The organism is Streptomyces laurentii (assembly GCF_040635425.1).
Taxonomy (GTDB): domain Bacteria; phylum Actinomycetota; class Actinomycetes; order Streptomycetales; family Streptomycetaceae; genus Streptomyces; species Streptomyces laurentii.
Genome location: NZ_JBEYHT010000058.1, coordinates 23450 through 49524 on the forward strand (window position 1 = coordinate 23450; position 26075 = coordinate 49524).

Sequence of the window (26075 nt, forward strand, 5' to 3'; positions counted from 1 at the left end):
CAGGACCGAGCTGAGTCTCCTTGAGCTCGGCTTCGAACTGCCGGTATCTGCCAGGGATACTGCGAGCGGCTGGTCCAACGGCACTTCCTAAGGGGACCCCACCGCTCCGCTCGACCGTCATCGCACACTGGTTCAATCTGCCCCGCTGGCACGGATCAGCCCACCTCACAGCTCGCACCGCCGATGGAACCCCACGACTGGTGCCCGCCGGCCGCAGTGTGTATAAGGCGGACGGATGGAGGATCACGCTTGACGTTCGACCCGACCACGAGGCCGTCCTCTCTGACGTGCACCAGACCGACGTCTACGCCATGACCCACGTAATGGAGATCCGTCGGCTGAACGGAACCGCGTTCACCGACGCCGAGGTCACCCGTGTCCTCAGTGCCATGCACGTCGGGTTGTCATTTGCGCTCGGCCGGTGGGTCGCCCCCGCCCTGCCTGTCGGCCAGAACGACCACGAACAGATGGTGTGGGGCCAGTGCGGCCCGATGCTCTGCGACCCGGCACGCCGCATCAGCTCCGGTTGGTGGTAGCCCGAAGACCAGGCATCCTTGGCAAATCTGCTGGCTTGCCTCCTGCCGTCCTTCCGCGATCCCTGCACGGGACAGGCGCTTCGCCTGCAAATGCAGTATGCGATCACCGCCATTGCCGACAGAGGATTCGTCGAACAGCGGATCATGAGTGGGGCTGCCGGCCTGGAGCATGCGATGTGGCAGGAAGTTGGTGCTCAGCGGTCGGCTCACTGAAGCCGAGTTCACATCCCGCGCCTGGCCGGCCCATAAGAAGCTGCGTACGCTCTTGACGGACGCCGGGGTAGATCTGAGGGTGCGTGCAGACCCTCTGCCGGCGGCCGCCGCCTTCGCGACCGGGCAGCAAGTGAGCGAAGTCCGGTCGGCGGATGGCGCCGACGTCGTCACACGCGTCCGTAACCGTCTTGTGCATCCCAAAGAGACACAAGAGCCCGTCTACGGAGTCAATGGACTGGTCACCGAGACCTGGCTACTGACCCGCCATTACCTCGCGCTGCTGGTACTCCGCTCGATCGGCTACCGAGGTTCCTACCAGGACCTCTCCAGGACCAACAGGTGGGTCAGCGAGATCGAGCCCGTCCCATGGACCTGAGATTCCGCACGACTGCACGGGTTGACGGCGCTCCTGCCTGGCGGCCGACCGTCCTTGCTGTGCTACGGAACTGGCAAGCCCGTCCACCTCCGCTGCAAGGCAGGATAATGTTGGGCAGCGCGAGGGAGAGGTCGGTATGGAGCGCCTGGAACTGATTGTCGTGCAACTCGAAGAAGCGAAGGGGCTGATCGAGAAAGGGCGGGTGCCCCACCTGCGGCTGGCGTACATACTCCTCGACAGCGTGACAGAGCTGATCCTTCAGCGAACGGTGCAGTCCGCCCTGTGGGATCAGGAGCTGCTGACGGGCCTGCTGGCAAAGTGCAAGGAGCTCGCGGCCAACGGACACGAAGAAGCGGCGGCGAAGATCCCCTCAATCGAGGCCCGGGTGATCTCCAAGTCGAAACTGAGGGAAATCGACAGGAACTTCGATGCCAAGGTGGCGTTCTTGGCCGACCGCAAGATGCTCGATCCGGCACTCGGCCCCGTCCTGACGAAGCTGCATAAGTATCGCAACGAGATGTACCACCGCGACAAGCTGCGGCGCGAGGTCCTCCAGCCGGCCGCCCTGATCTATTTCGACTCCGCCTGCACCGCGCTGGAGGCGTACAAGCCGCCCATGATGGCCTTCACCGGCAATCCTCTGGGGCCGGAGCTCTCGCGGTTCACCGGAGGCGGCTCGGGATTCCTGGAGATGGATCTCCCGCAGAGGATCGCCGCGCAGCTCCGTTGCGAAGTGGGCCTCGACCTGCCCCAGGTCCGCAGCGCACTTTCCCTATACCTCATTGCCCGGCTGGACGAAATCACAGACGGTCTCACGTCCATCGAGGACAACCTTGGGGTCCCGCACCTCGTGCGCGGCGATGCCATGCGTCTCGTGCAGGCGAACCTTGCCGCGAACCCGACCCTCGAACAGGTCCGCGGAAAGAAGTACCCCTACTCCAAGGCAGACATGGAGCAGTGGCGAAGCCGAATCTCCGCCCTGGAGTCCATCACCGACAAGCACGAGCTGGTACGCGAGTACGCAGCCATCGAGGACGCATTCGAGCCCTTCGAGGAGCTCGTCGAGAAGGCCGTCATGGCCGTCGACCGAGAAGTGCAACTACAGATCGACATCGCCCGCGGCAAGTAGCCGTCCGCCGGAAAAGGACCGCAGCAACCGGGAGCCGAGCGCTAACGTGTCAGGCATGAGCTGGTCACTTAGCCTCCTGAGACCCCGGGAACCGGAGCTGCTCGATGCGCTGTTACGTGCTCCGTGTCGGCAACCTGATCACCGCCCACCAAGCCGACCCGGCCATGACTTTCGAAGAGGCCGTCGCCTCAGTCCCTGCCGACAAGCTGCTGGGCGGCACACTGCACAGCCTGGCCGCCCACGCGATGGGCCGGACCATGGACATGGGCATCCTGCACAAAGCCAGGCAGGCCCGGAACTGGATCGCCCACGAAGGCGCCATGCGGTTCAGCCAGGCCGTGGCACCACTGCGAGATGATGTTGTCACCGAGAGTGCCACCGACGGACTGGATCAATGGCTACCCCGACGCCGTAGACACCTGGGTCTTCGGCCATCTCCGCGGCCTGCTGCCCGAGCAGCCTTCGAGCCTTGCCGGCTCGAAGTAACGACAAAGTCCCGATGATCAATCCTCCTCGCCCTCGGTCAGGTGCTCCACAAGTCGATCCAGAGCCTCGCCTGAGAGGGCCGGGGCCCGCTGCAACCAGTGATCAAGCCACTCTGCATCCGTCATCACCCCTGGTCAGCCACCTTCCGTGTCTACGGAGTTTCATCAAACTCCGCACACGCCGCCTTCGGCGGATACAAGCAGTCGGGCGTGGGCCGCGAGACCCACAAGATGATGCTGGAGCACTACCAGCAGACGAAGAACCTCCTGGTCAGCTACTCGCCGAAGAAGCTCGGGTTCTTCTAGCGGCGGAGGCGCCTGACCCTCCGCTCCGGAGGGCGGCCTGACCGATGCCAGCTGAGAGCACCGGCCCCGGGCCCGGGCTCTTCCCGCTCCCTGCGGTGAAGGGGCCTGGGCCCATTCGCGTTGACACGCAACTCTCCCTTATTCGGCGATCCGAGCCCGTACGGATTCGGGCGGTGTACTTGAAGATGTACGGCGAGCGGGACGGTACGGCCCGTACGCACGCCGGGGAGACCCAGGTGGCTGGGGGCTGGCGGGACTTCGCCGAGGCCCGGGACGAGCTGAGCGGGTGGTTGGACGCGCGGGCCTGGCCGACCGGGGACGGGCCGAAGGCACTGCTCGACGCGGCGGCTGGGTGGCTGCGCGGGCGGCGGGTGCTTCTGCCCAGGACAACGACGCTGACGAGGCTGGCGGGTACGGTGCGCGAGGCGGCGAACCAGCGGCTGTGGGACACGCTGTACGGGCTGCTGAACACCGGGCAGCGGGCCGTGCTGGACTCGCTGCTGACGGTGCCGCCCGGCGAGCGGGTCCGCGCCGAGGAGATCGCCGCCCTCGGCATGGGCGACCTCGACGTGTCGGCGATCCCGCCGCGCCGCCTGGCGGAGCTGCCCCGGTACGAGGTGGACGGCAAGGCGTCGCTGCTGCGCCGGCACGGCGCTTCGCGGCGGCTGACGACGCTGCTGGCCGCCGCCGTCTACCTGACGACCTGGCCGTCGACGACGTGCTTGACCTCCTGGAGGTGCTGATCACGACGAAGCCGCTGGCCAGGGCCGAGCGCGAGACGGCTTCGGAGGAGATGAAGACGCTGCCGAAGGCCGGGCGGGCCTCGGCGAAGCTCGCGACCGCGTTCCAGGTCGTCTTCGACACCACGAGCGAGCTGGTCGACGCCGACACCGGCGAGGCCCCCGGCACGGCGGTGGAGAGCTTCGAGGCGATGGTGCCCCGGCACGAGCCGGCCGCCGCGATCGCCGCGCTGTTCGAGCTGACGCCGCCGCTGGACTCCGACGCGGACGAGGAGTGGCGCGGTCCATGCTCGTGGGGCGGTTCGGCACCGTCCGCCCGTTCCTTGGCGAGGTGGCCAGTAGCACCTCGCCGCGGGCCGGCCAGGAAACGGATCGTCGCCACCTCAGGGAGCGATGACCAAGGCGGCGACGATCCAGCACATCCCCGTACACCATGCCGGGCGGCCTGCGCCGCGGAGCCCCGGCGCCTGCCGGGAAACCCACCGCTCAACGAGCGTCAGGGCCTTCTCGCATCGTGGTCAGCCGGCCCGCCCGCCAATCTCAGTTGAAGCTGATGGTCACGTTGGTGTCGGTCATGCTGAAACCAGCGACGCCAGCCACGACTTCGTGCGTCGTCTCGGAGATGGTGAAGCCGGGGCCATTCGAGGTGTTGACGCTCGTCCCGGAGCTGGTCGACACACCGTTGGGGCCGACGGTGGTGGTCGAGCCCGAGGAGACGGCGGTGTCGGCGGCGGCCAGTCCCGCAACCGCCGCCAGCAGGTCATCCCGGACCCGAAGCCGAGCTCCTGCGGCAGCCACTCCCACTGGATCCCGGTATGCAGGACGAACAAGATCCCTTGCAGACAACCACGATCATCCAACGGCAGCCGTCCCGGATTCCGCGTCCGGCGCTGCCTGACCGGCAGCAACGGCTCGATCCGCCCCCACAGGTCATCCGACACCACCCACGGAGGCCCCTTCCCCTTCCCCATGACCCGCTCAACGAGCTACCCAGGAAGAGTCATGGGTTCAACAAAGCTTTCTGTTAGCTCCTCTAAAGGGGGTGAGCTGTGATGGGAGGGGTGCCATACCTCTCGGTCTCAGGGGCCGCCTCGGGGCGCCACCAGTCCTGTCGCTGAGCCTCCGGGCGCCGGTAGACGGCCTTCACCTCCGCGACGAGGTACACCGGCCACGCCTCTGCCCGGTCCGCGCACGGCCGGCAGGTCTCGGCTCACTATGAGGCCGTTTTCCTGTCGATGTGCGGGGTCGCGGCGCTCGGACGGGACGGCTTCGCCGGATGGGTGGACGACCTGGTGATGGGCGTCTGACGCAAAGCCGGCATCCACGGGCACAGGCGCCCGTACGCTGAACGAAGGCCGCCCTGGCAGGTTCCCCCGTACCTGCCAGGGCGGCCTTCGTTCAGGAACTCACCGCCGGCGCGGTGGCGGCCGCGCGGGCCATGGCGGGATGCGGTCGAACCAGTGGTGGCGGCGGTCCCGGAAGGCGCGCGAGCGGCTGCCCGGCATCGTCCAGCGCGCCCCCACCGGGGTCCTCTATCCTGCGGTCGCCGACAAGAGCATCCTGACGACGACGTCCTGGGGGCGCAACGGAGCGGAACGCGGTTCCCGGCGGGCGCTGGCCGCGCAGATGGCCGCAGCGGCCAGAGGCTTCCCGTGGGGAACCCAGCGCGGCGGGGGCCCACAGGGCTGCGACGCCCGAGGGCAGGCGCGCACCGTCGTGGCCCTGTGGCTGATCGGCCAGGTGGAGCGGCCGGTCGCTGCCACGAGCACGCGTACGTCCATTCGTACGGGCGACGGCAAGCAGAAGGTGATGGAGGTGCCGCGCTCCGACCTCGGATCCGTGGACTACGGATCCTCCGAACTCGCCTATGCGAACCAGCTGTTGGAGCAGTCCGGGGCCCGTGAACGAATCTGGGCGAACTGGACCGTACTGACTGCCCCCACCACAACCGTCGATCAGGCGCTGCCGTTGCTGGAACTGGACCGGGCCGCCGCCGAGACACCGAAGGGATCGCCGTGCGAGTGACGCGTATCTCCGGCCAGCTGCTCGGACCGCTGATCCGGGCGGTCGACTGGACTCCCGTGGCAGCGGTTGCCTCGGTCTCGGTCGGCCTCGCGCTGGCCACGACCCCGGGCTCCCCGGTAGAGCCTGACAACGCCGCGATCACGCTGAGGATGGCCGGGGTGCTTCTCGGCGCTGCCGCCGGCTTCGCGCTGGTGGACACGGCCTCCGCCACGACGATGGTGGTTCCGGTACCGCGCTGGCCGCGGCAGTGGCTCCGGCTGTTGCTCGTGGCCGCCCCCATCGCCGCCGTCTGGGCGGGCACGTTCCTCATCCTGTCGGTCCGGCTCGCCGAAGGCGCGGAGCTGGCAGCCCCCGGGCTGGCCACGGAGGCGATCGTCTGTCTGCTGACAGGACTCGCCTGCACCGCGTTCGTCGTGCGGCAGCGGCCCGAGCGGCTCGCCGCGGTGATCGGGGCGGCGGTGCTCCTGGGCCTCGCCGTCATCACGCTGCCTTGGTTCGAAGCGGTCTGGCCGTATCCCGGCAGTCCTCGGTGGGACAAGGTGCATCAGGTCTGGCTGGCCGTGCTGCCCGTCCCGCTGGTGGGGCTGTTCCTCGCGCACAGGGAGGTATCTCGATGACGGTCTCCGCCATAGTCGCCGGTTGCCAGGTGTTCATCGGCGTGGTCTTCCTCATCTCCTTCATCGGAAAGGTCCGGACGCGCGAGCGGTACGCGGACTTCGTGAAGGCGGCGGGAGAGCTGGCAGCCGGGTTGCCGGCGAAAGCCTCGGCCCCGATGGTGGTGGCGGCCGAAGCCGCGATCGTCATCCTCGTGGCGATACCGGCGACAGCCGTGGCGGGGTTCGTCCTGGCATCCGCCCTGCTCCTCGCGTTCACAGCAAGCATCCTCGTGGCGGTCCGACGCAGGCGACGTGTTCTCTGCCAGTGCTTCGGAACCTCGTCGGTCCCGGTAGGACCGGTGCACGTGCTGCGCAATCTCGTTCTGCCGGCAGGTGCGGCCACCGGAGCGGTGCTGTCGACGAGTTCGTCCGCGTCCCCGAACCCGACCGCTCTCGTGACGGTGGTCCTGTGTGCCGCCGTCCTCACCTGGATCACACTCCGCACCGACGACACAGCCGAGCTATTTCGATCTACCACCTAATGGGAGGTTGGCGCCTTGTCCATACTCGTCACCCTTGTAGCGCTGGTCGGGGTTCTGGGAATCCTCAACATGATCTTCACCTTCGGCGTGGTACGCCGGCTCCGTGAGCACACCGAGATGCTGACCGCGCGGAACAGGGTCCAGGGTTCCGGCCCCAAGGTGATGCTCGGCGAAGGGGAGACGGTCGGTGCCTTCACGGCGGTGACCGTCGAAGGTGCCACGCTGACGCAGGACGACCTGGCTGACTCGACCACTCTGGTCGGCGCGTTCGCCTACGGACGCTCGTCCTGTGACGAGCGGCTTTCCAGCTTTCCTCGAGCTCGCTGAGAAGTTCCCGGGCGGCAAGGACCAGGTGTTCGCGGTAGTCGTCGGCCCGGCGGAGAACGTGACCGAGAAGCGGGACCAGCTCGCCCCGGTGGCGCGCGTCGTCACGGAGGAGCAGGGTGGAGCGGTCGCCGCCGCACTCGGTGTGAAGGGGTATCCGGCTTTCGCGCTCCTGGATTCCTCGGGCTCGGTCAGGGCCGCCGGAACCATGGTGCAGGACGTGAGCATGGCGTCCGCCGGAGCTGCCTGAGATGCAGAGCATCCTGCAGGCACTGGGCATGACCTGGCGAGTCGGTAACCGTCTCGTCGGTCTGTTCCTTCTCTGTAGCCGGAGCAGTCGCCATGACTTCAACAGGGCGAAGGCGCGTTCGCCGGGTGCTCTGAGCCGGGCGTGGTCGCGGTTGAACTGCCGGTAGTGCACGGGCTGTTCGCGGTGGTGGTAGTACGGGGTGCGGACGGTGGCGCCGGCGCCCTGGTAGGCGCGGTCCGCGAGGACGAGGATCTGCCGGGTCAGGCAGGGCTGGATGATGCCGTGGGCGCGGGCTGCGGTCAGGTCGTGAGTGCGGCCTGGCGTCGCGCGGGAGAACCAGAGCGGGGTGCCGTCGGGCCGGGCGATGACCTGCACGTTCATGCCGTGCTTTCGGTGTTTCATGGAGTAGTACGGTTCGTCGGCGGCGATGCGGTCGGTGGGGATCAGGGTGCCGTCGACGATGACGAAGTCGCCCTCGCCCAGGCCGGTCAGGGCCTCGTGCGGGCCCGGTGCCCATGCTGCGAGGACGTCCAGGGCCTCGTCGACGTAGCGACAGGCCGTCGCGGTCGAGACGCCGAACCCTGCCGTGAGCTGGGCGAACGTCTCGTTCTTCCGCAGGTGGGCCAGTGCGAGGAGGGCCTGCTTGAAGCGGCCCAGGCGTCTCCACGGCCGGGCACGAACAGGGCACGGGTCGTGTCCGGCCACTCGCGCTGCAGGTGGCGCAGGCGCTGCATGAGGGCCGACCCTCTGGCGGCGCACCTGCGCGACGAGCTCGGCCACAGCGAGCACACCGCCGCCTGGCCGCCCCAGGCGGCCATCGCCTCCGCGAGCGGCGGCTTCCTCACCGGTGGACTCGTGCCATCCCTGGGGCTGCTGGCGACAACCACCACCGGCCGTCTGTGGCTGATCGTCGCCGTCAGCCTGTGCGGTCCGGCCGTCGCCGGCCTGCTCGCCGCCCGCGTGGCCGGCACCACGCTCCTGCGCCCGATGCGGTGCGTCGGCTGCGGACCGGCGATGGCCGTCACCGCCGCGGTCGGCCGGCTCGCCCACGCGTCCGGCATCTGACACCTGCCCCGGGGACACCGCCCCGTCCTCTCCTGCGTGATCACCGGCTCCCTCGCCGGTGACCGGGCGGGTCGCTCGGCCCAACGAGTGAAGCGCTGTAGCGCCTCTGGCGCGGCGGAGCACCAGGGCAGAACAATCGGCCGTGGGTGCTGAGGGTTGGGCCTTTCGGCCAGCGCCACTTCGCGCCTGCCCCGGCAGTAGCGAGCCCCAGCCAGTCCAGCTGATCCAGGAAGTCGGGAGCCATGGTCGGATCCAGGCACGAGCTCGCAGGCCCACCGGCCGCGCCGGTCGACCTCGACGGCACCGGGCACTACGTCCACTGGGGCGTGGTGCAGATCTCCGTCGCCAACCTCGTGGTGATCGCCCTGATGGTGCTGGTCTTCGTACTCGCACTGCTGCTGCCCTTCCCGCACGGACGGAAGCGCGGATGAGCGGCACCGCCCCGGCCCCCGAACACGGCTGGACCGCGGCGCTGCGCCGCCGACTGGTCGCGGCGCTGCCGCCGGAGAAGCTGCTGCCCGACACTCAGCCGGCCTACATGGCGTCCTGGGTCTACGTCTTCGGCGTCCTCACGGTCTCCTCGCTGGTCGTGGTGCTGGTCAGCGGGGGTCTGCTGGCCCTGAAGGGTCCCGCGTGGTGGCACGTCTCCTCGGTGGGGAAGTACGTGAACAGCCTGCACCTGTGGAGCGTCGAGCTGTTCATGTTCGTCCTGGTGCTCCATCTGTGGGCGAAGTTCTTCATGGCCGCGTGGCGCGGCCGCAGGGCCCTGACCTGGGTCACCGGGGCGATCGCGTTCCTCACCTCCATCGGCACGGCGTTCTCCGGCTACCTGGTGCAGCAGAACTTCGACTCGCAGTGGATCTCGGACCAGGCCAAGGACGGCATGAACGCGGTCGGCATCGGCGCGTTCTGGAACGTCCTCGACTTCGGCCAGATGCTGATGTGGCACATCGTGCTGTTCCCCCTCGGGCTCTGCCTGCTCAGCGGATGGCACGTGTTGCTGGTGCGCATGCGCGGCATCGTGCCGCCCATCGACGCCCTCACACCCGGCCCGGACAGGGCCCCGTCCGGGCAGGAGGGCCGGGCATGAGGCGCGGAAGCCATCGGACCGGTACACCGGAGTCGCCGGCGTTCCCGGCCCGGCCCTACGACCTGATCAAAGAGGTCACCATCGCGCTGGTCCTGGTCGCCCTGCTGACCGCCGGCCTTGCCGCGCTGTTCTCCTCCCCCGACGAGCGGCCCGTCACCCTCGGCTCGTGGTCGCGCGCCGACTCGGCCGACTTCACCACCACGGCAGTGTCCGAACTCGGCGGCACCAGCGCCACCGCGGAGTACGGCCCCCCGTACAACCACACGCCCGGAGCCGGACAGAAGATCGGGCCGATCGGCCTGCAAAGCCTCGCCGGGGTGCGCGTACCGATCGACACCGCAAACGACTTCGTGATCCAACCCCTGCGCCAAGCCCCCGAACCACCCTTGGTCACCGACGCCCTCACCGCCTGGAGCGCAGCGCCCGCGAGCCGGCAGCAGGCGTGGACCTCCGCCTACTCCGACGCGCTCGGCAAAGCACCGGACAGCGACCCCGCACATGTGGCCCCCGGCGACTACGGCCCAGTCCCGGTCCTCACCGCCCGGCTGCTGGAACTGGCCCAGTCGGGCGCGTTGGACGGCGAACTGCTCACCGAGGGAGGGAAGTTCTATCAGACCGACTACACTCGCCCGCTGCTCTTCCTCGGCGACGGCAGCTACTTCGCCGACCTCGCCCAGAGCCGGCACCTGGCCGGCGATCAGTGGGGCATGATGAACGAGACCGGCAACTATCCCGGCCAGCCCTGGCTGTGGCTCTACACCTTCTGGTACCAGATCGACCCGTTCAAGAGTTCCGACAATGCCGACGCCCTGATCTGGGGACTGATGGCCCTGCTGAGCCTGGTCCTGGTCCTGGTCCCCTTCATCCCCGGAATCCGGTCGATCCCGCGCTGGACACGGGTGTACCGGCTCATCTGGCGCGACTACTACCGCGCCCAGCAGCGGTCACCCCGCTGACCCCGACTTGCGCCCGCGGGTGGTGTGGCTGGGGAGGCAGGACCACGGGAACAGCCGGTGGCACGTCGCGCATGACCGGCCGCCGGCACCTGAGGCCAGGAATGACGGTTCGTACCGCGCCCGACCTCAAGGAGACGTCACCGGATGCCTCAGGGGACCTGTGCCGCTTCGGTCATGAGCCGGCTTGCCGTCTTGTCCGCACTGCGGGGCAGAGGGACTCGGCCACCTCTCGATCGAACGGTTCGGTGTCGGGGGTGAGCACTGATACGGCGGCCACGGCCACCCCGAGGGCACAGGCCTCGACCGGGTCGTCGCCCGCAGCCAGTCGAAGGGTGAGTGCGGCCACCATGGCGTCTCCGGCCCCGGCGTCGCTGAGCGGCTCCCCGGGCAACGGTGGGGCTCGCGGCTCGGTGTGGCCGAAACAAGCCCGACGGCCTCGTGGCGGACAAGGCGTACGGCAACGGCCCGTTGCCGCCAGGACCTGCGGCAACGCGGCGTCCTGCACACCGTCCCGGAGACGGCCGACAGCCAGGTCGCCCGCTGTGCGGCGGCTCACGCGTCGGACGGCCGCCCGGCTTTGACGAGAGCGGTACAAGAGACGCAACACCGTCGTCGCCGCGCCCCCGTCCCCCTCTCGAACCTCTGCGGTATGCAGGGGGTTTCCCCGGTTACAGCGGGGGGTCGCGTTCGTAGGGTGGGCACCGGTCACCCCCCCTGTACGTCAGGGGTGGCCTTGCTCCATGACATTGACGCCCGGCGCACCCACTCCCACGAACGAGGACTTGTCATGCCTGAGTCACATTCTTCCCCTGAACGGCGGCGTGCCGTCCGCGGGGCGTTCCTCTCCACGGCCCTCACCGCCGCGGTGGCGATGACGCTGGTCGGTTCACCGGCGGCCACGGCCGCCGTCCCCGAACCGACACCCAGCGGCGGCGCAGTGCTCCAGGGCTTCGACGCCCCGAACCGCGTCAAGGACAGCTACATCGTCACCCTCAAGGAGGGGCAGTCCGTCGCGCCCGCCGCGGACCGGCTCGTCCGGCAGCACGGCGGCGCGGTGAAACACGTCTACCGCACAGCGCTGAACGGTTTCGCCGTCACCATGAACGAGCAGGCCGCCCTCGCCGTGGCCGCCGACCCGGCCGTCGCCCGCGTCGAGGCCGACCGGACGGTCAAGGCCACCGACGTGCAGCCCAACCCGCCGTCGTGGGGCTTGGACCGCATCGACCAGGCAGCGCTGCCACTGGACTCGTCCTACACCTACGCGGGTAGGGGAGAGAACGTCCACGCCTACGTCATCGACACCGGCATCCTCACCACCCACAGTGACTTCGGCGGCCGGGCCGGCTGGGGCACCAACACCACCGGAGACGGCTTCGACACCGACTGCGCCGGCCACGGCACGCACGTGGCCGGTACCACCGGAGGCAGCACGTACGGCGTCGCCAAGGGTGTGAAGCTCGTCGCCGTCAAGGTGCTCGGCTGCGACGGCAGCGGCAGTTACGCGGGCGTCATCGCCGGCGTCGACTGGGTGACCGCCAACGCCGTCAAGCCGGCGGTGGCCAACATGAGCCTCGGCGGCTCCGCCAGCAGCTCCCTCGACGACGCCATCACACGCTCCATCGCCTCCGGCGTCACCTACGCGGTCTCCGCGGGCAACGACAACTCCGACGCGTGCTCGGCGTCACCCGCCCGTACACCGTCGGCGATCACCGTCGGCTCCACCACCTCCACCGACGCCCGTTCCTCGTTCTCCAACTACGGCGCCTGCGTGGACCTCTTCGCGCCCGGCAGCGCCATCACCTCGGCGTGGAACTCCGACAACGGCGCCACCAACACCATCAGCGGTACCTCCATGGCCAGCCCGCACGTCGCGGGTGACGCCGCGCTGATCGCCTCCGCCAACCCGACCTGGACGCCGCAGGAGATCCGCGACGCCATGGTCGCCCGGGCCACGGACGGCGCGGTCACCTCCCCTGGTACCGGCTCCCCCAACAAGCTGCTGCGCGCGACGGCCGCGGCCGTCGCCAACGACTTCACGGTGAAGCTCTCTCCGTCCTCCGGCGCCGTCACGGTCGGCGGGTCGGTCACCAGCACGCTGAACACCACCCTCGCCAAGGGCACCGCCCAGGACATCGCCCTCACGGCCAGCGGCCTGCCGAACGGCGCGCGGGCGACCTTCAGCCCGGCGTCCGTCACCGCGGGCGACAGCTCGGCCATGACCATCACCACCTCCCCCACCACGCCCAACGGCACCTACGCGGTGCGGGTGACCGGCACGTCCCCGGCCATCTCGCACACCGTCACGTTCACCCTCACCGTCAGCGGCGGCCCCTGCCCGGACGGCCAGAAGCTGGTCAACCCCGGCTTCGAAGCGGGCAGCACCGGTTGGACGGCCACCAGCGGAGTCATCGGCCAGAGCACGACCCAGCCCCCGCGCTCCGGGACCTGGAACGCCCATCTCGACGGCTACGGCAAGGAGCACACCGACTCCCTGACGCAGGGTGTCTCCCTGCCGCAGGGCTGCAACTCCTACACCCTGGACTACTGGCTGCGCATCGACACCGCCGAGTCGTCCGTCAATGCCTGGGACACCCTCAAGGTCCAGGTCCTCAACAGTGACGGCTCGCGGGTACTCGACACCCTGAAGACGTACTCCAACGTCAACGCGGCGTCCGGCTACTTCCAGCGGACTCTCGACCTGGCGCCCTACGCCGGCCAGGACATCGTGATCCGCTTCCTCGGGACCGAGGACTTCGCTCTCAAGACGTCCTTCGCGCTCGACGACATCACGGTGAACGTCAGCTGACGTTCTGGCTTGATCCGGTCGCGTCCGGCGTGCGTGTCCGCACGTCGGACGCGACCGTGTCCCACCCATTGATGCCCCCGCCCATCTGCGGTTATCGTCAGCCGACACCGTGCGGGGGCCAGGGGAGGGACCGATCATCGAGCACGCCTCAAACCCGCCGCGTCGCCCCGGCCTCCCGCTACCGCGGCTCGTGGGCAGGACGGAGCTCATCGCCTCCGTCGAGGCGCACACCGCCGCCGGACACCGGGTCGTGCTCACCGGTCCCAGCGGCATAGGCAAGAGCGCCGTGATCGAGGCCCTGGCGGCGGCGGCCCGCGCGCGCGGCGAACGCGTCCTGCACCTCGCGGGCGCCGAAAGCGAACGCTGGATCCCCTGCACCGCGCTGTCGGACCTCCTCCGACAGATTCCGCACGAGCTGGTGGGCGAACTCAGAGGTCCGCTGCGGACCGCCGTCGACGCGACACTGCTCCGGGCGCGCAGCACCACCCTCCGCGACCCCGAGCCACGCGCCTGCCGATTCGCCTGGCAGGCACTGCTCGAACGGTGCGCCGACGACGGCCCGGCCCTGCTGCTCGTCGACGACGCCCAGTGGATCGACACGCTCTCCGCCGACGTCATCGCCTATGCCACCCGCCGCGTGACGGGGCCCGGTCGCCGTCTCCGGGTGGTCGCCGCCGGCCACCCGGGGCAATGGGCGCTGCCCGCGGCCCTGGAGATCCCCGTACCGGCCCTCACCCCGGGCGCTCTGACGGAGCTTCTGCGGCAGTACGCCCTCCCCGCCCGGATCGCCAACAAACTGCACGCCGACTCCGCGGGCAACCCCTATCTGGCACTCGCCCTCGGCGGCGCCTTCGCCGACCGGTCACCTGGTGATCTGCGCCCGGTGCCACTGCCGCACCCGGTGCATCTGTTCATCGCCGAACGGCTGCACGCCCTGCCCGACGAGGTCCGGCAGACGCTGCTGACCGCCGCCCTGGCCGACCGTCCCACGGCCGACCTGCTGCGGCGCGCGGGCCGTGACCTCGCCGAGAACGAGATCGCGGCCGCCGCCTCGGCCGGACTCCTGGTGTCCGAGGACGGCGCCATCCGCTTCACCCCGCCGGTCGTCGCGAGCGTGATCACCCAGTCCGCCCCCGACGCCCAACGGGCACGGACCCACCGCGCGCTGGCCACCATCGTCACCGACGCGGCCGGCCGGATCAGGCACCGCGCCCTGGCCACCGCCACCTCCGACGCCGACCTCTCCCGTTCCCTCGCCACCGCCGCCGAGACCGCCTGTCGCAACGGCGCCCGGGCGCTGGCCGCCGAGCTGTATCTGCTGGCGGCCGACCGCACTCCGGCCGAGTCCGACGCCGAGCGGCTGGAATGGCTCGTCACCGCTGCCGAGGTCGCTGCCGCCGGTTCGCTCCCCGAGACGGTACACCGGGCCGCCGACGCCGTCCTGGCCGCCGGAGCGCACCCCGCGCAGCGGGTACGGGTCCGCCTGGCGCTGATCGACCTGTCCGGCCAGGGCGTCGCGGGCATGGACGAGGTGCTCGCGGGAGCCCTCGTCGACGCGGAGGGAGACGCGGCGCTCACGGCCAGGGTGCGGCTGCGCCTGTCGTGGGCGGAGATCATGAACGGGCAGTTGGAGCGCGGCCGCGGTGAGGCACAGGCCGCGGCGAAGCTCGCCCGGTCCGCGCAGGACCCGGCGACCGAGGCGATGGCGTTGACGATGCAGGCCCTCGCCGCCCGCGTCACCGCCCGTCCGGCGGAGGCACGGGCGGCACTCGCCGCCGCGCAGGCGCTGCCGCAATCGGCGCCACCCGGGATGCTGCACATGTCGCCGCACTTCCACGCCGCGCGTTTCGCGTTCTTCGACGACCGGCTGCACGAGGCCCGCCTCGACCTGCTGAAGATGCTCGCCCGGGTCGAACGAGGCCTCGGCGACGAGTTGGTGGTGGTGCTGCGCTGTCTGTCCGAGGTCTCGGCCCGGATGGGCCGCTGCCGCGACGCCCTGGACTTCGCGAGCCGTGCGATGCGGGTCTCACGGGAGTGCGGCACCAGCCCGGGGCCCGCCTGGTACAGCCGCGCGGTGGCCGAACTCGCCGGCGGCACCCTGGCCCGCGCCGCGTTCTTCGCCGAACGCGCCGTCCATGCCTCGGAGCAGGAACACGACGCCATCTACGTGGGCCGCGGTCTGCACGCGCTGGGGCAGACGCTGCTGCGTTCGGGGGATGTGCCGCGCGCCGTCCAGGTGCTGCAGCGGGTGGCGGCAGAGGAGCGGGCCCGTGGGCTGAGCGCCCCGGTCGTGCTGCGCTGGCACGGTGACCTCGCCCTCGGCCTGGTCCGGCTCGGCCGGAGCGGCGAGGCCAGGATCGTCATGGCCGAGGCCCGCGAGGCCCTGGCACGGGAGGTGCCCGACGCGGCGGACAGCGCTGTCACCGCCCAGCTCGACCGCGCCGAGGCGGTACTGCTGGCCGGCTGCGGTGACATGGACAGGGCACTGGCACTCCTCGACGGGGCCGAGCAGAGCCTCGCCTCGCTCGGTCAGCCCCTGGAGCAGGGGCACTGCCTTCTCGTGCGCAGCCGGATCGAGCGCCGCAGGCGGCGTTTCTCCGCCGCGCGGCAGGCGGCGACCTCCGCTTCGGAGCTGTTCGGCGGCTGCGGGGCGCGGCCGTGGAGCGAGCAGGCGGCCCGGGCACTGGCACTGTGCGAGGGGACCGGCGCGGGCCGCGAGATCGGGGCCGGCCGACGCCTGTTCCCGGCACTGACATCTGCGGAGGAACGGATCGCGGTGCTCGTCGGCGATGGGGCTACCAACCGCGAGGTGGCGGCGCGGATGTTCCTGAGCGCCAAGACCGTCGAGGGCGTGCTGACACGGGTGTACCGCAAAGTGGGGGTGCGGTCGCGGACGCAGCTCGGCTCGCTCATCCGGTCGGCCCGGGGCGCGGGCCGCGTGGGCGGGAGCGAACCGGGCGGCTCAGGGCCGGGCGAGCCGGGGCCCCGCGGGATGTGACGGCCCCAGGCCCCCGGTGACGCCCTGATCCGGCAGGCCAGGGGACCCGCGTCCCGGCTGTGCCGACGCGGGGCTCGTTCCGCGCCTGCACGGGGATCCGGACACGGCGGGCAGAGCTCCGGGCCCCGCGACCGGAGCGGAGCCGGCCAGTCCGCCCACAGGGGGCCATGTGCTCGGCTGTTTCCCCTCCCACGGTCGGGCCCGAGCGGCATGCCCGAGTCAGGGAAGAAGCAGCCCGTGTCCACGGAGCGCGCGAACCGCTCGGGCGGCGCCCGATGTCCCGCCCGATCTCTCCGGGATCTCCCGTGCCAGGACCCGGAAGCGGCTGCCCGCGGACATCGCCACGTGGACGCAGAACCCCTCCGAGGGACCGGGGGGATCCTTGTGCCTGCTTCGAGTGGGTCGAGGGCGACCCCTTCACCGACTTCCGGCGCCTTTCGGCCGGGGTGAGGTCGCCCCCTCGCTCGCGAGGTCCTCCGCGAAGCCGAACCCGACCAGGCCGACGCCTCCGTCTCCGCCTCCGCCTCCGCTCTCACCTCGCGCTCACGACCGGGTCAGGCCGGCAGTGCGCTCAACGTGCCGCCGACGGCGTGCCGTTCGCGGCGCATCGCGCCCCGGGCCAGACGTACCAGCTCTTCCGGCGTGAGGCCGGCGAGTGTGCGATGGCAGTGTGCGATGAGGTCGCTCGCGGCTCCGGACAGCGCTGCGTCATCGTTGGGCCGGGCGGGCAAACCGTCGCCGTCCAGCAGGAGTGCCTCAAGAACGGCGTACAAGTGGGCGGAACCGGCCTCGCGGACCGTGAACGAGAGGCGAGCGGAGGCGCTCCCCCCGGTGGCTTCGGCCACATACGCGAACCCCCTCGGTACGTAGAGGACTTCGCCCTGACGCAGAACCACGTCCAGCAGCGGATCGCCCGGGTCGCCGTCGACGCGCTCGGGCCGCCAGTTCCCGTCGAGCGGTCCCGGATACACACGCCACCGCTCCGAGCCGTGTATCTGCACGGCCAGCACGTCGGCGTCGACGCGGTGCGCGGGACGGCCCCGGGTCCCCGGCGGGGTGAAGAGGAAGAACGCCTCCACCTGGCGTTGAAAGCACTCCGCGAGCCCGTCGGCCAGCTCCCGTACACCGGCGTGCCACTGGTCGACGTACCGCAGAAGGAGCACGGCTCCCTCCTCGCCGATCAGCCGGCGCACCGCCCCGGCATCCACGTGGCGGTTGTCGATCCCGCCCTGGACGACACGGGGGGAACAGTAACGCTCCTCCGGTACAGGACCGTCCTCGCGCACAAGCGTCGCGTAGGGGGTGGTGAGGAGACCCGCGTCCAGGATCCCGTCCAGCTCGGCGACCGTCAGTGTCTCCATCGGGGGTGTGCGGGGGTGCAGTACGGCGGGTGTGCGGCGCCACAGGGTGTGGTGGAACACCTGCTCGTCGTCCACGAATCGTGCAAGCGGGTCCATCGTTGCCTCTCCACGCTCCATGCCGTCGGCCTGATCAGACGGTCTGACGGTTGCTGTACGCACGCGGCCGTGCCTGGCCGATGACATCCTCCGGGGTGACCGCGTCAAGCCGCGTGCCCAGATGGTCCAGGAGGTCGGCCGCGGTGCGCAGCAGGGCGTCGTCGTCCAGTGGGCGGCCCGGCAGAGTCAGGCCGTCGACGATCCGCGTCAGCAGAGCGGCGCGCAGGTGCTCCGCACCGGCTTCCCTCACGACCACCGTCAGATGAGCCGACGAGGAGTCGCCCACGGCCGTGGCCGTGTGCGCGAAACCTCTGGGTACGTACAACACCTCACCGGCCTCCAGGACCGTGTCCAGCAGTGGCGCTCCCGGATTCTCCTCGCGGACCGGGGCCCAGTCGCCGTCGGCCGGACCCGCGTACACCTGCCAGTGCTTGGCGCCGCTGAGCTGAATGGCCAGCAGGTCCCCGTCGTCCCGGTGCACCGGACCCCGGCGGCCGGGACGGCTCAGGAAGAAGAACGCCTCGACAAGTCGGCCGAGCCGCTCGGCGACGCCCCTCGTGAGTTCACGCACCGGGGGATGCCACTGGTCGACGTAGCGGAACTGCAGGGTCGCCCGCTCCTCATCGATCAGTCGCCGGACCGCCGCCGCGTCGACGTACCCCTGGGCAGGGCTCCCGGTGACGACGCGCGTCGGGCAGAAACGCTCGTCGTCGATTTTCCCCTGCGCGGTGTACAGGCCGACGTACGGAACGCGCAGCAGCCCCGCGTCGAGGAGTGCGTCCACGTCCGTGAGTGTCAGCACCTCCAACGGCGGGTTCCGCGGCCGCAGAAGCACCGGTTCCTTCCGCCAGTACGTACCCAGGAGCTGCTCCGCATCCGGTACGCACCGCTCCAGCCAGTCCATTGTTTCGGCCCTTCCCTGAGGGGACCCGCCGGTACCGGTAGGCACCGGCGGGTCCCGGACGTGCTCGCGCGCACTCGCGTGCGCATGGGTCAGCCGGTCACATGACGTCGGGGAAGCACTCCGGGCACGCGGCCTCGATCTTCGTGCCGTCGGTCGGGGATGCGGCGGCATCTCCGACCGACGGCACGAAGAACGCCCCTCCGGCAACGGCGAGCGCCGCCACACTCAGCGCGGCACGCTTGGAGATCTCCGCGCGCTTCGACGGCTCTACGGCCTGGGAATTCGACATGACCACTCCTCTTCCCCGGCAGCGGTTTCCACCGCTCCCGGGTGTTCACTCGGCCCCGGTTCCGAGGCCGAGAATGATCTTGCGTCGGCCCCCGTACGGAGGAGAAGCGGCGCTGACGTATTCCATACGCCGCTTACGGATCTCTGACGCGCCCATCCACGGCCGGCGTCTTGCGACGCGCCCCCTCGGCACCGGCGGGCCTGGGGAGACCCCGGACACCGGGCACCCGGCTGAAGGCCACGCCGCCGCCGCTGCCACGACGCCGCCCGTCCCCACGCCCGTACCGTCACGCGGCCCGGGCAGGCCGGCGAATCGGCACCGGACGAGGCGAACGAAACCGAGCCATGGCCACGCCGATGCCGGCGTGGCCATGGCTCGGCCGCACGCCGGGCCGACGTCTCGTACGGCATCGCCGCCACCACCTCATTCGCGGTTCCGGATCACCACCTCCAGCGCGCGCGTCCCTCCCCGCCACCGCGAATCACGCGCGATACGCGATGTCCGGGCGCGGTGCCGCGAACGGTGACCAGACGAACAGAACACGCCGGCGCCTTCCCGTCGGTACCGGCCGGGCGGGGGCCCGTCTCACGGTCCTCGGCCGCAGCCGGACACCACCGGCCCTGCCCGATCGAGGCGGCAGGGCCGGGGCATGCACAGGTCAGAACGTCCAGGCGGGGTCGTTCGCGATCTTCAGCAGCGCGGTGGTGTCCAGCTGCGGCTGTGACCGCGTGCCGGGCGCCCCCTCGGCGTCCGGTCGGCCCGTCCACTGCTGAAGGGACACTGTCCGGCCGTCCTTGCGCAGCACCCGGACGTACGAGGACGACTGTCCGTCCCGGGGGAACCGCAGCGTCACGGCCTCCGCCCGTGCTCCGTCGGCGAGTTCCACCACCCGACAGTCACTCGCCGGGGCGGTGTCACGCGGAGCAGGTGCGCCCGGCCGGGGGGCGACCTTCGGCATCGTGATACTCGCGCAGAGCGGTACCCGCGGGGCCTTGGCGGTGTATTCCGCTCCACCGACGAACTCCACCGGGCCGGTCCCGCCGTCCCATTGAACGCGATAGGTCCGGCCGGGGATGTCCGCCTCCGAGACGGTCGCCCCGCCCGGCGGCAGCAGCCCGACCAGGGTGGCGGCGAGCCGCTCGCTGCTCCACCGGGTCGTGTGCTCGGTTCCCGGCCCGAAGGTGTCGGGCCGCAGGCTTCGCGGCGCCGCGCTGTCGGCCGCGGCGGGCACCAGCGGCCCGACGAGCGGGTCGGCCGCGGCGGACGGGGTCGCGCCCGGGCCGGCGCCGGGCACGACCAGTGCCAGGGCGGCCACCGCGACCCCTGCGGTCAGGCCCACTCCGGCGAGTGCTCCACGGCGGCGGACACGGCTGCGCCGTCCGGCCGTGACCACCGTTTCCACGCTGGTCCGCAGGGGCGGCTCGCCGTGGAGCCCGGCCTCCAGAAGGGTCTTGACATCGTGGTCGTTCATCGCAGTGCAACCATCTTTCGGCTGGAATCGGCTGGAGGAGCGAACGCCCCGAACATGTCGGCGTCCGCGTCGTCCCCCAGGAGGGAGCGCAGGCGGTCCAACGCCCGCGCGGCGTGGCTCTTCACCGTGCCGGTGGAGCAGCCCATGGCCGCGGCGGTCGCGGCGATGTCCAGATCGGCCCAGTAGCGCAGCACCACCACCGTCCGCTGCCGAGGCGGCAGGACGGCCAGCGCGGCGCGCACCTGAAGTCCCAGCGCCGGGTCCGCGCAGGGCTCGGCACTGTCGGGCAGTACGCAGGAGGGCTGTTCGCGACGCCAGCGCCTGCGCATGTGGTCGACGCAGGCCCGGGTCAGTACGCGGTGGGTGTACGCCTCCAGGTTCCGTATCTGGCGCCGCCGCCCCCACACGGCGTACAGCTTCGCCAGCGCCGTCTGCGTGATGTCCTCGGCGTGGTGCCAGTCACCGCACATCAGGTAAGCGGTGCGGCGCAGGTGCACCAGCCGCTCCTCGGCGAAGCCGCGGAATTCCTCCAGGTCACCGGTACGCAATGGGTGTCTCCGTTCGTCTCTGCCCCTTCGACGGAGCGGGCCGGGCGCGGGGATGTCACGAGCAGTGAGATCTCTCCGGATTATTTTTTCCCGGCACCCCGTGACATCCCCGCGCCCTGCCCGCTCCGTCGTCCTGTTGAGACATGGAAGCGAGCGGCGCCCGCGTCCGGAGCGTCCGCCCGTGTCATGCGGGCGGACGCTCCCGCGGGGCCGCGCGATCGAGAGGACACGGATGCGAGGCATACGGAGAACAGGCCCGCCGACCGCCGTCGTGCTGGCCGCACTGCTGACCGGCACGGCGGCCGCGCCGCCCGCCGGAGCGGCCCCACCCCACACGGCCGCGGCTGCCGGGGCGGGGTCCGTGGTGAAGGTGACGCTCATCACGGGCGACGAGGTCACCGCCCGGGTCGGCGCCGACGGCACGGTGTCAGTGGTCGCCGTACTGCCCGGCCCCGGGCGCGAGGACATCGCGTTCACCCAGCAGGGCGGCGGGGATTCGCTGTCGCTGGTCCCGCAGGACGCGGTGGCACCGCTGCGCGCCGGGTACCTGGACCCGCGACTGTTCGACATCACGGGACTCGTGGCCCAGGGGTACGACGACGCCCACAGCCCGCGGTTGCCGCTGATCGTCACCTACGACAAGGCGGCCGGCGGGAAAGCCGCACCGCGACCGTCGGCCGGGGTGACGTCCGTGCGTACCCTGGCGAGCATGCGCGGCGCGGCGCTGCGGGCCGACAAGAAGCGGGTGTCCCAGGTCTGGAAGCAGTGGGGCCCCGCCGTGTCGAAGGGCAGGCCGGCGGCGGCTCTCGCCCCGGGCGTGGCCAAGGTCTGGCTCGACGGCAAGGTCGGCGTCAGCCTGGACCGCAGCACGGCCCAGGTCGGTGCGCCGCAGTCCTGGAAGTCCGGCTGGACCGGAAAAGGCGTGAAGGTCGCCGTGCTGGACACCGGCATCGACTCCACGCACCCCGACTTCTCCGGATCGATCGGCGAGTCGGCGGACTTCACGCAGGGCAGCGGTGTGTCCGACGGCGACGGTCATGGCACGCACGTGGCCTCCACCATCGCGGGGGACGGTGCCGCGTCCGACGGCCGCTACCGGGGTATGGCCCCCGACGCCGAACTGCTGGTAGGCAAGGTGCTGGACGACAACGGCGGTGGGCAGGAGTCGTGGGTCCTGCAAGGGATGGAGTGGGCCGCCGCGCGCGCGCCCATCGTCAACCTCAGCCTGTCCGGCGCCGTCACCGACGGAACCGACCCCCTCTCGCAGGCCGTCGACAACCTCTCCGCGAGTCACGGCACGCTGTTCGTCGTAGCGGCCGGCAACCTCGGACGCCCCGGTACGGTCAGCGCGCCCGGTACGGCTGACGCGGCCCTGACCGTGGGCGCCGTCGAACGCGACGACACGCTCGCCGGCCTGTCGAGCCAGGGGCCGCGACCGGGCGATCACGCGGTCAAGCCCGACCTGACGGCGCCTGGTATCGGCGTCGTCGCGGCCCGCGCGGCCGGCACCGACGGCGACAACCCGGTCAGCGGCCACTACACCGCCCTGTCGGGCACCTCGATGGCGACGCCGCACGTCGCCGGCGCCGCGGCGCTGCTCGCCCAGGCACACCCGGACTGGAAGGGACCGCAGCTCAAGGCCGCCCTGACCTCCTCGGCGAAGCCGATCGCCGGGCAGGGGGCGTACGAGCAGGGCGCCGGACGCCTGGACGTGGCGCGGGCCACCGCCCAGAGCGTGTTCGCCACCGCCGAGGACACCGGCGTGTACTTCGCCGACCCGAAGGCCACCGAACCGGTCGCCCGAACCGTCACGTACCACAACACCGGCTCGGCGGAGGTCTCCCTCGCCGTGGCCGCCGACACCACAGGCCCGGACGGCGAGCCGGGACCGAAGGGGCTGTTCGCCGTGTCGCCTACCGTTGTGACCGTGCCCTCCGGAGGCACGGCCCAGGCCACGGTCACCATCGACCCAGGCGCCGCGGCGTCCGGCACATCCTTCAGCGGACGTCTGACCGCGACCGCCGAGGGCGGCACCGTCGTGACCGGCCCGGCCTTCGCGGTCACCAAGGAGGCCGTACGGCGCCAGGTCACGGTCGAGGCCGTCGACCGCAACGGCGCACCGCTGGGCCCGGGCTCACGGGAACAGGGCTTCTCCTCCGTACGGTTGACGAACCTCGCCGACGGCCGGACGTTCGGCCTCACCTTCAACGACGGCAAGGCCGCAGCAAGCGTGCCGGAGGGCCGCTACAACCTCGGCGGCACCCTGGTCACCCCCGGAACCGACACCACCGCACCGACGTCGGCCATGTTCCTCCAGCCGGAGCTGGACGTCCGCCAGGACATCGGACGCACGGTGGACGCCCGGCAGGGCAAGCCGGTCACCGTCGCCGTTCCGGACCCCGGGGCGAAGCCCTACTCGCTGTCGGTCGGCTACTGCTACCGCCCGGACGAGGACGAGCCGTGCACGGACCAGAGCGCCCTGCTCGGCAGGCCCGGACGCCTCTACGTCGTGCCCGGCGAGCGGGCGTCCGCCGGCGCCCTGGACTTCTACGTCCGCAGCATCCAGAACGGCACGCAGGCATCGAACGGACGCCTGCCCGACCGCTACGACCTGCTGCTGCTCACCACCGGTTCCCTCCCCGACCCGGCCTTCCGCCTCGCCCGCGAGGACCTGGCCGCCGTCAGGACTCACTACTACGCGCAAGGGCCCGGTACCGCCGGCAGCACGTCGAGCTGGCCCACCGAGTCCGGTCTGGGCGGGATGAGCATCGTCGAACCGGACTTCGCCCTGCCCGCCGCCCGCACCGAGTACATGACCGTGCGCGGCCAGCTGCGCGAGACGTACTTCAGCCAGCACGTCGGCGCGGGCGGCGAGTACCTGCCGCTGCCCGTCACCCAGACCGGCACCGTCTCGTGCACGGCCGGCGGCACCTGCGTCGACCGGTGGAACGCCGCCGTCATCGGCCCGGGCCTGGCGCCCGTCAAGAACGACGCGCCGTCGATCGGCCGCGCCAGTGACGGCACCATCAGCGCGGAACCGCAACTGTTCAGCGACGCGGCCCCCAGGCACTACGGCGGCCCGATGCCCGACTGGCTGCAGGACACCGTGCACCTCACCCTGGCGAAGGACGGGCAGCAGCTCGGCTCCAGCGAGTCCCCCAGAGCCACCTTCGCCGTCCCCCAGGACACCGCCACCTACCGGCTGACCGCCCGGGCCACCCGCCGAGAGCCGTGGACGCCCCTGTCGACGACGGTGGAAGCGGCATGGACCTTCCGCTCCGCCGCGGTCGCACCCGGCGACGACGGTGCGGTGCGCACCGACGCGCTGCCCCTGGACGTCGTGCGTTTCTTCGCCCCCGTCGACACCACCAACCAGACCGCCCGTACCGAGCACACACTGACCGCGCGGGTGGAGCGGCAGGCCGGCGCCGAGGCGTCCACGACCAAGAGCCTCACCGTGCAGGTCTCCTTCGACGACGGCGCGACATGGCAGGACGCCCCGGTCAGCTCGGACGGCACCGCGAGCCATCGCGTCACCATCACTCCTCCGCCGGCGGGCTCCGGCTCCTTCGTCTCCCTGAAGGCCACGGCACTCAGCACCGACGGCGGCACCGTGGAGCAGACCATCCTGCACGCCTACCACCTCGCCCCCTGACCGTCCGGGCGCCGACGGTGCGCACCGCACCCGGACGGCCCGCGTCCGGGTGCGGCCTCCTGGACCGGTGCCGAGGAGGCGTCCGAACGGGTCGGTGAGGACCTGGACGTTCATGCCGTGGCGTTTGTGTTTCCCGGAGTGGTACGGGGTGTCGGCGGCGATCCGGTCGGATGTCCGGCCAGATATCGCAGGGTGCGACTGGACAGGTCGATCGACGACGGGTAGACAAGCACGCGAGGCTCCTGGCAGCACGGTGGATCTTGGTCGTGACACCGTCCACCAGGAGCTTCGTCGTTGCGCAGGAGCGTCCAACTCGTGGCCACTACCGCCAGGTTGGAAAGGCTCATTGATGCTTCTCGGGTTCGTCGGGTGTTACTGGTTGTCGATGACGCGGCCGCCGTAGAAGTCGGCGAGATCTGGAGAACGTGCCGGTCGGCGGACTGGCGGCGGCTCGCGGCAGCTTCGGGGGCAGCGTGACGTGCCGCGGATCTGGTGGGCCGCACGGGCGATGAACGTGCCGAAGCCGGCGGGCCCCGAAGGTGGGTGTCCGAATGGCGGCGGCGAGGGCGTCGTCCAGTTTGGTCTTTCCGCGCGCCTCGCCGTTCGCGACCCGCAAGCCCGAGGCCTTGGCGCGGATGGGCGCGTCGCGGAGTCCCAGGTCGCCGTTCTGGGGCGCGGCCACCCCACCCCCGCCGCCCCGTCCGTCGGCGGAGGCGAGGGCCATGCTCGTCTCGCGTCTGCGCAGAGCGTCGGCCTTGAGCTGGTTCCACTCCTCTTCGAACGACATGCATCCCCTCGGTGCAATGGCCGTTTTGCCGTCTGTCCGACCCGACAAGGCGCCTCGGACAGGGAGGAGTTGGGTTGTGGGGGCGGCCTCTTGCCGGGTTCCCTGCAGAAAGCCCCGGCGTTCACGCCGGGGATGAATGAATCTCAAGATTGCTCTGACGTGCACTTTGGAGTGGACGTTTTTGCTGCTCGATGTACTGGCGGACGATCGTCAACGGTGCTCCGCCGCACGATGCGGAGAAATAGGAGGGGGACCACAGGCGCCCGTGCATGATGGCGCGGTTGAACCGGCCGGTGAACTCCTGCCGTATCCGGCGAGCGGAGACGCCCTTGAGGCTGTTGACCAGCTTCGAGACGGCGGCCTTGCTCGCCGTCCCGGTCGTCACCGGCCACTTCCTGGCCGCGGCATCCTTGGACCTACACGGGGGCGGCGGTCAGGTGGTACGTCGTGTCGACGTGGAAGCCGCCGGTCGAGGCCGCGTCGATCTCCAGGACGTACTGGCCCGGGAGCAGCGGAGTGACCGCGGC

The 26075-nt window shown here is 70.8% G+C and carries 23 protein-coding genes and 6 pseudogenes; 18 read left to right on the forward strand and 11 right to left on the reverse strand.

From position 1 onward, the window contains the following. Nucleotides 1–20 precede the first annotated feature (20 nt). The 6 genes and pseudogenes from ABZ693_RS36275 to ABZ693_RS28580 form a co-directional block, all read left to right on the forward strand. Nucleotides 21–536 carry a YopA family protein gene (locus tag ABZ693_RS36275; RefSeq protein WP_494485954.1) on the forward strand — a complete coding sequence of 172 codons (516 nt, stop codon included), beginning with the start codon at nt 21–23 and terminating at the stop codon, nt 534–536. A gap of 18 nt (nt 537–554) precedes the next feature. Then, on the forward strand, nt 555–749 hold the full coding sequence (locus ABZ693_RS28565) for a hypothetical protein (RefSeq protein ID WP_359883008.1): 195 nt from the start codon (nt 555–557) through the stop codon (nt 747–749). Beyond that, nucleotides 706–1125, forward strand: coding sequence for a hypothetical protein (locus ABZ693_RS36280; protein ID WP_494485955.1), 420 nt, complete (start codon nt 706–708; stop codon nt 1123–1125). Before ABZ693_RS28565 ends, ABZ693_RS36280 begins: the two co-directional genes overlap by 44 nt. A gap of 136 nt (nt 1126–1261) precedes the next feature. After that, the gene (locus ABZ693_RS28570) at nt 1262–2254 is read left to right on the forward strand and encodes a hypothetical protein (RefSeq protein WP_359883011.1); all 993 of its coding nucleotides are present in this window, start codon (nt 1262–1264) and stop codon (nt 2252–2254) included. 656 nt (nt 2255–2910) lie between these two features. Beyond that, a pseudogene (locus tag ABZ693_RS28575) lies at nt 2911–3045 on the forward strand (aldehyde dehydrogenase family protein); the annotation flags it as partial. A gap of 179 nt (nt 3046–3224) precedes the next feature. Next, a pseudogene (locus ABZ693_RS28580) lies at nt 3225–4110 on the forward strand (DUF4158 domain-containing protein); the annotation flags it as partial. A 215-nt stretch (nt 4111–4325) separates the two neighbouring features. Here ABZ693_RS28580 and ABZ693_RS28585 read toward each other — a convergent pair. Continuing rightward, nucleotides 4326–4583, reverse strand: coding sequence for a hypothetical protein (locus tag ABZ693_RS28585; RefSeq protein ID WP_359883062.1), 258 nt, complete (start codon nt 4581–4583; stop codon nt 4326–4328). Next, a pseudogene (locus ABZ693_RS28590) lies at nt 4520–4756 on the reverse strand (transposase); the annotation flags it as partial. The pseudogene ABZ693_RS28590 and the gene ABZ693_RS28585, both read right to left, overlap by 64 nt. A gap of 475 nt (nt 4757–5231) precedes the next feature. Between ABZ693_RS28590 and ABZ693_RS28595 the strand changes: the two are divergent. From ABZ693_RS28595 to ABZ693_RS28615, 5 genes are read left to right on the forward strand one after another with little or no spacing between them, the layout of a single operon-like run. Then, on the forward strand, nt 5232–5810 hold the full coding sequence (locus ABZ693_RS28595) for a hypothetical protein (protein WP_359883014.1): 579 nt from the start codon (nt 5232–5234) through the stop codon (nt 5808–5810). Continuing rightward, nucleotides 5801–6427, forward strand: coding sequence for a hypothetical protein (locus tag ABZ693_RS28600; RefSeq protein ID WP_359883016.1), 627 nt, complete (start codon nt 5801–5803; stop codon nt 6425–6427). Before ABZ693_RS28595 ends, ABZ693_RS28600 begins: the two co-directional genes overlap by 10 nt. Continuing rightward, nucleotides 6424–6948, forward strand: a complete 525-nt coding sequence (locus ABZ693_RS28605) for a MauE/DoxX family redox-associated membrane protein (RefSeq protein WP_359883018.1) — start codon at nt 6424–6426, stop codon at nt 6946–6948. The genes ABZ693_RS28600 and ABZ693_RS28605 overlap by 4 nt, the downstream gene beginning before the upstream one ends. Nucleotides 6949–6963: 15 nt before the next feature. Beyond that, a complete protein-coding gene (locus ABZ693_RS28610) occupies nt 6964–7275 on the forward strand; it encodes a hypothetical protein (protein WP_359883065.1) in 312 nt (103 codons plus the stop codon). Between the two features lie 25 nt (nt 7276–7300). Then, the gene (locus tag ABZ693_RS28615; protein WP_359883067.1) at nt 7301–7522 is read left to right on the forward strand and encodes a hypothetical protein; all 222 of its coding nucleotides are present in this window, start codon (nt 7301–7303) and stop codon (nt 7520–7522) included. A gap of 39 nt (nt 7523–7561) precedes the next feature. Here the strand turns inward: ABZ693_RS28615 and ABZ693_RS28620 are convergent. Beyond that, nucleotides 7562–8188 (reverse strand): annotated as a pseudogene (locus ABZ693_RS28620) (transposase family protein); the annotation flags it as partial. Nucleotides 8189–8254: 66 nt separating this feature from the next. On the opposite strand from ABZ693_RS28620, the gene ABZ693_RS28625 reads away from it, so the two are divergent. From ABZ693_RS28625 to ABZ693_RS28640, 4 genes are all read left to right on the forward strand, one after another. Continuing rightward, nucleotides 8255–8587 carry a VIT1/CCC1 transporter family protein gene (locus ABZ693_RS28625; RefSeq protein WP_359883021.1) on the forward strand — a complete coding sequence of 111 codons (333 nt, stop codon included), beginning with the start codon at nt 8255–8257 and terminating at the stop codon, nt 8585–8587. A 242-nt stretch (nt 8588–8829) separates the two neighbouring features. Further along, entirely contained in the window at nt 8830–9018 is a 189-nt protein-coding gene (locus ABZ693_RS28630; protein ID WP_359883023.1) for a hypothetical protein, read from the forward strand. Beyond that, nucleotides 9015–9677 carry a cytochrome b N-terminal domain-containing protein gene (locus ABZ693_RS28635; RefSeq protein WP_359883035.1) on the forward strand — a complete coding sequence of 221 codons (663 nt, stop codon included), beginning with the start codon at nt 9015–9017 and terminating at the stop codon, nt 9675–9677. The genes ABZ693_RS28630 and ABZ693_RS28635 overlap by 4 nt, the downstream gene beginning before the upstream one ends. Beyond that, nucleotides 9674–10633: a hypothetical protein gene (locus ABZ693_RS28640; RefSeq protein WP_359883037.1), complete on the forward strand. Its 960-nt coding sequence runs from the start codon at nt 9674–9676 to the stop codon at nt 10631–10633. Before ABZ693_RS28635 ends, ABZ693_RS28640 begins: the two co-directional genes overlap by 4 nt. Nucleotides 10634–10805: 172 nt before the next feature. Here ABZ693_RS28640 and ABZ693_RS28645 read toward each other — a convergent pair whose 3' ends face one another. Beyond that, a complete protein-coding gene (locus tag ABZ693_RS28645) occupies nt 10806–11342 on the reverse strand; it encodes a PfkB family carbohydrate kinase (RefSeq protein WP_359883040.1) in 537 nt (178 codons plus the stop codon). Nucleotides 11343–11420: 78 nt separating this feature from the next. Here ABZ693_RS28645 and ABZ693_RS28650 point away from each other — a divergent pair, with 78 nt between their 5' ends. Both ABZ693_RS28650 and ABZ693_RS28655 read left to right on the forward strand, forming a co-directional pair. Further along, a complete protein-coding gene (locus ABZ693_RS28650) occupies nt 11421–13439 on the forward strand; it encodes a S8 family serine peptidase (RefSeq protein WP_359883042.1) in 2019 nt (672 codons plus the stop codon). 190 nt (nt 13440–13629) lie between these two features. Further along, nucleotides 13630–16437: a helix-turn-helix transcriptional regulator gene (locus tag ABZ693_RS28655; protein ID WP_359883045.1), complete on the forward strand. Its 2808-nt coding sequence runs from the start codon at nt 13630–13632 to the stop codon at nt 16435–16437. A gap of 554 nt (nt 16438–16991) precedes the next feature. Here the strand turns inward: ABZ693_RS28655 and ABZ693_RS28660 are convergent. From ABZ693_RS28660 to ABZ693_RS28680, 5 genes are all read right to left on the reverse strand, one after another. Then, nucleotides 16992–17894, reverse strand: a complete 903-nt coding sequence (locus ABZ693_RS28660) for a JmjC domain-containing protein (protein ID WP_359883048.1) — start codon at nt 17892–17894, stop codon at nt 16992–16994. 34 nt (nt 17895–17928) lie between these two features. Continuing rightward, a complete protein-coding gene (locus tag ABZ693_RS28665; protein WP_359883050.1) occupies nt 17929–18678 on the reverse strand; it encodes a JmjC domain-containing protein in 750 nt (249 codons plus the stop codon). 217 nt (nt 18679–18895) lie between these two features. Further along, nucleotides 18896–19087: a hypothetical protein gene (locus tag ABZ693_RS28670; protein WP_317873026.1), complete on the reverse strand. Its 192-nt coding sequence runs from the start codon at nt 19085–19087 to the stop codon at nt 18896–18898. A gap of 658 nt (nt 19088–19745) precedes the next feature. Further along, nucleotides 19746–20558: a hypothetical protein gene (locus tag ABZ693_RS28675; protein ID WP_359883053.1), complete on the reverse strand. Its 813-nt coding sequence runs from the start codon at nt 20556–20558 to the stop codon at nt 19746–19748. Further along, complete coding sequence (locus tag ABZ693_RS28680; RefSeq protein WP_359883056.1) at nt 20555–21106, reverse strand: SigE family RNA polymerase sigma factor; 552 nt, start codon at nt 21104–21106, stop codon at nt 20555–20557. Before ABZ693_RS28680 ends, ABZ693_RS28675 begins: the two co-directional genes overlap by 4 nt. Nucleotides 21107–21338: 232 nt before the next feature. On the opposite strand from ABZ693_RS28680, the gene ABZ693_RS28685 reads away from it, so the two are divergent. Then, nucleotides 21339–24761 (forward strand): S8 family serine peptidase, encoded by a 3423-nt coding sequence (locus tag ABZ693_RS28685; RefSeq protein WP_359883059.1) that lies wholly within the window; start codon nt 21339–21341, stop codon nt 24759–24761. Between the two features lie 60 nt (nt 24762–24821). Here ABZ693_RS28685 and ABZ693_RS28690 read toward each other — a convergent pair. Both ABZ693_RS28690 and ABZ693_RS28695 read right to left on the reverse strand, forming a co-directional pair. Beyond that, a pseudogene (locus ABZ693_RS28690) lies at nt 24822–24929 on the reverse strand (IS5/IS1182 family transposase); the annotation flags it as partial. Between the two features lie 740 nt (nt 24930–25669). Further along, a pseudogene (locus tag ABZ693_RS28695) lies at nt 25670–25912 on the reverse strand (IS200/IS605 family transposase); the annotation flags it as partial. Nucleotides 25913–26075 lie beyond the last annotated feature (163 nt).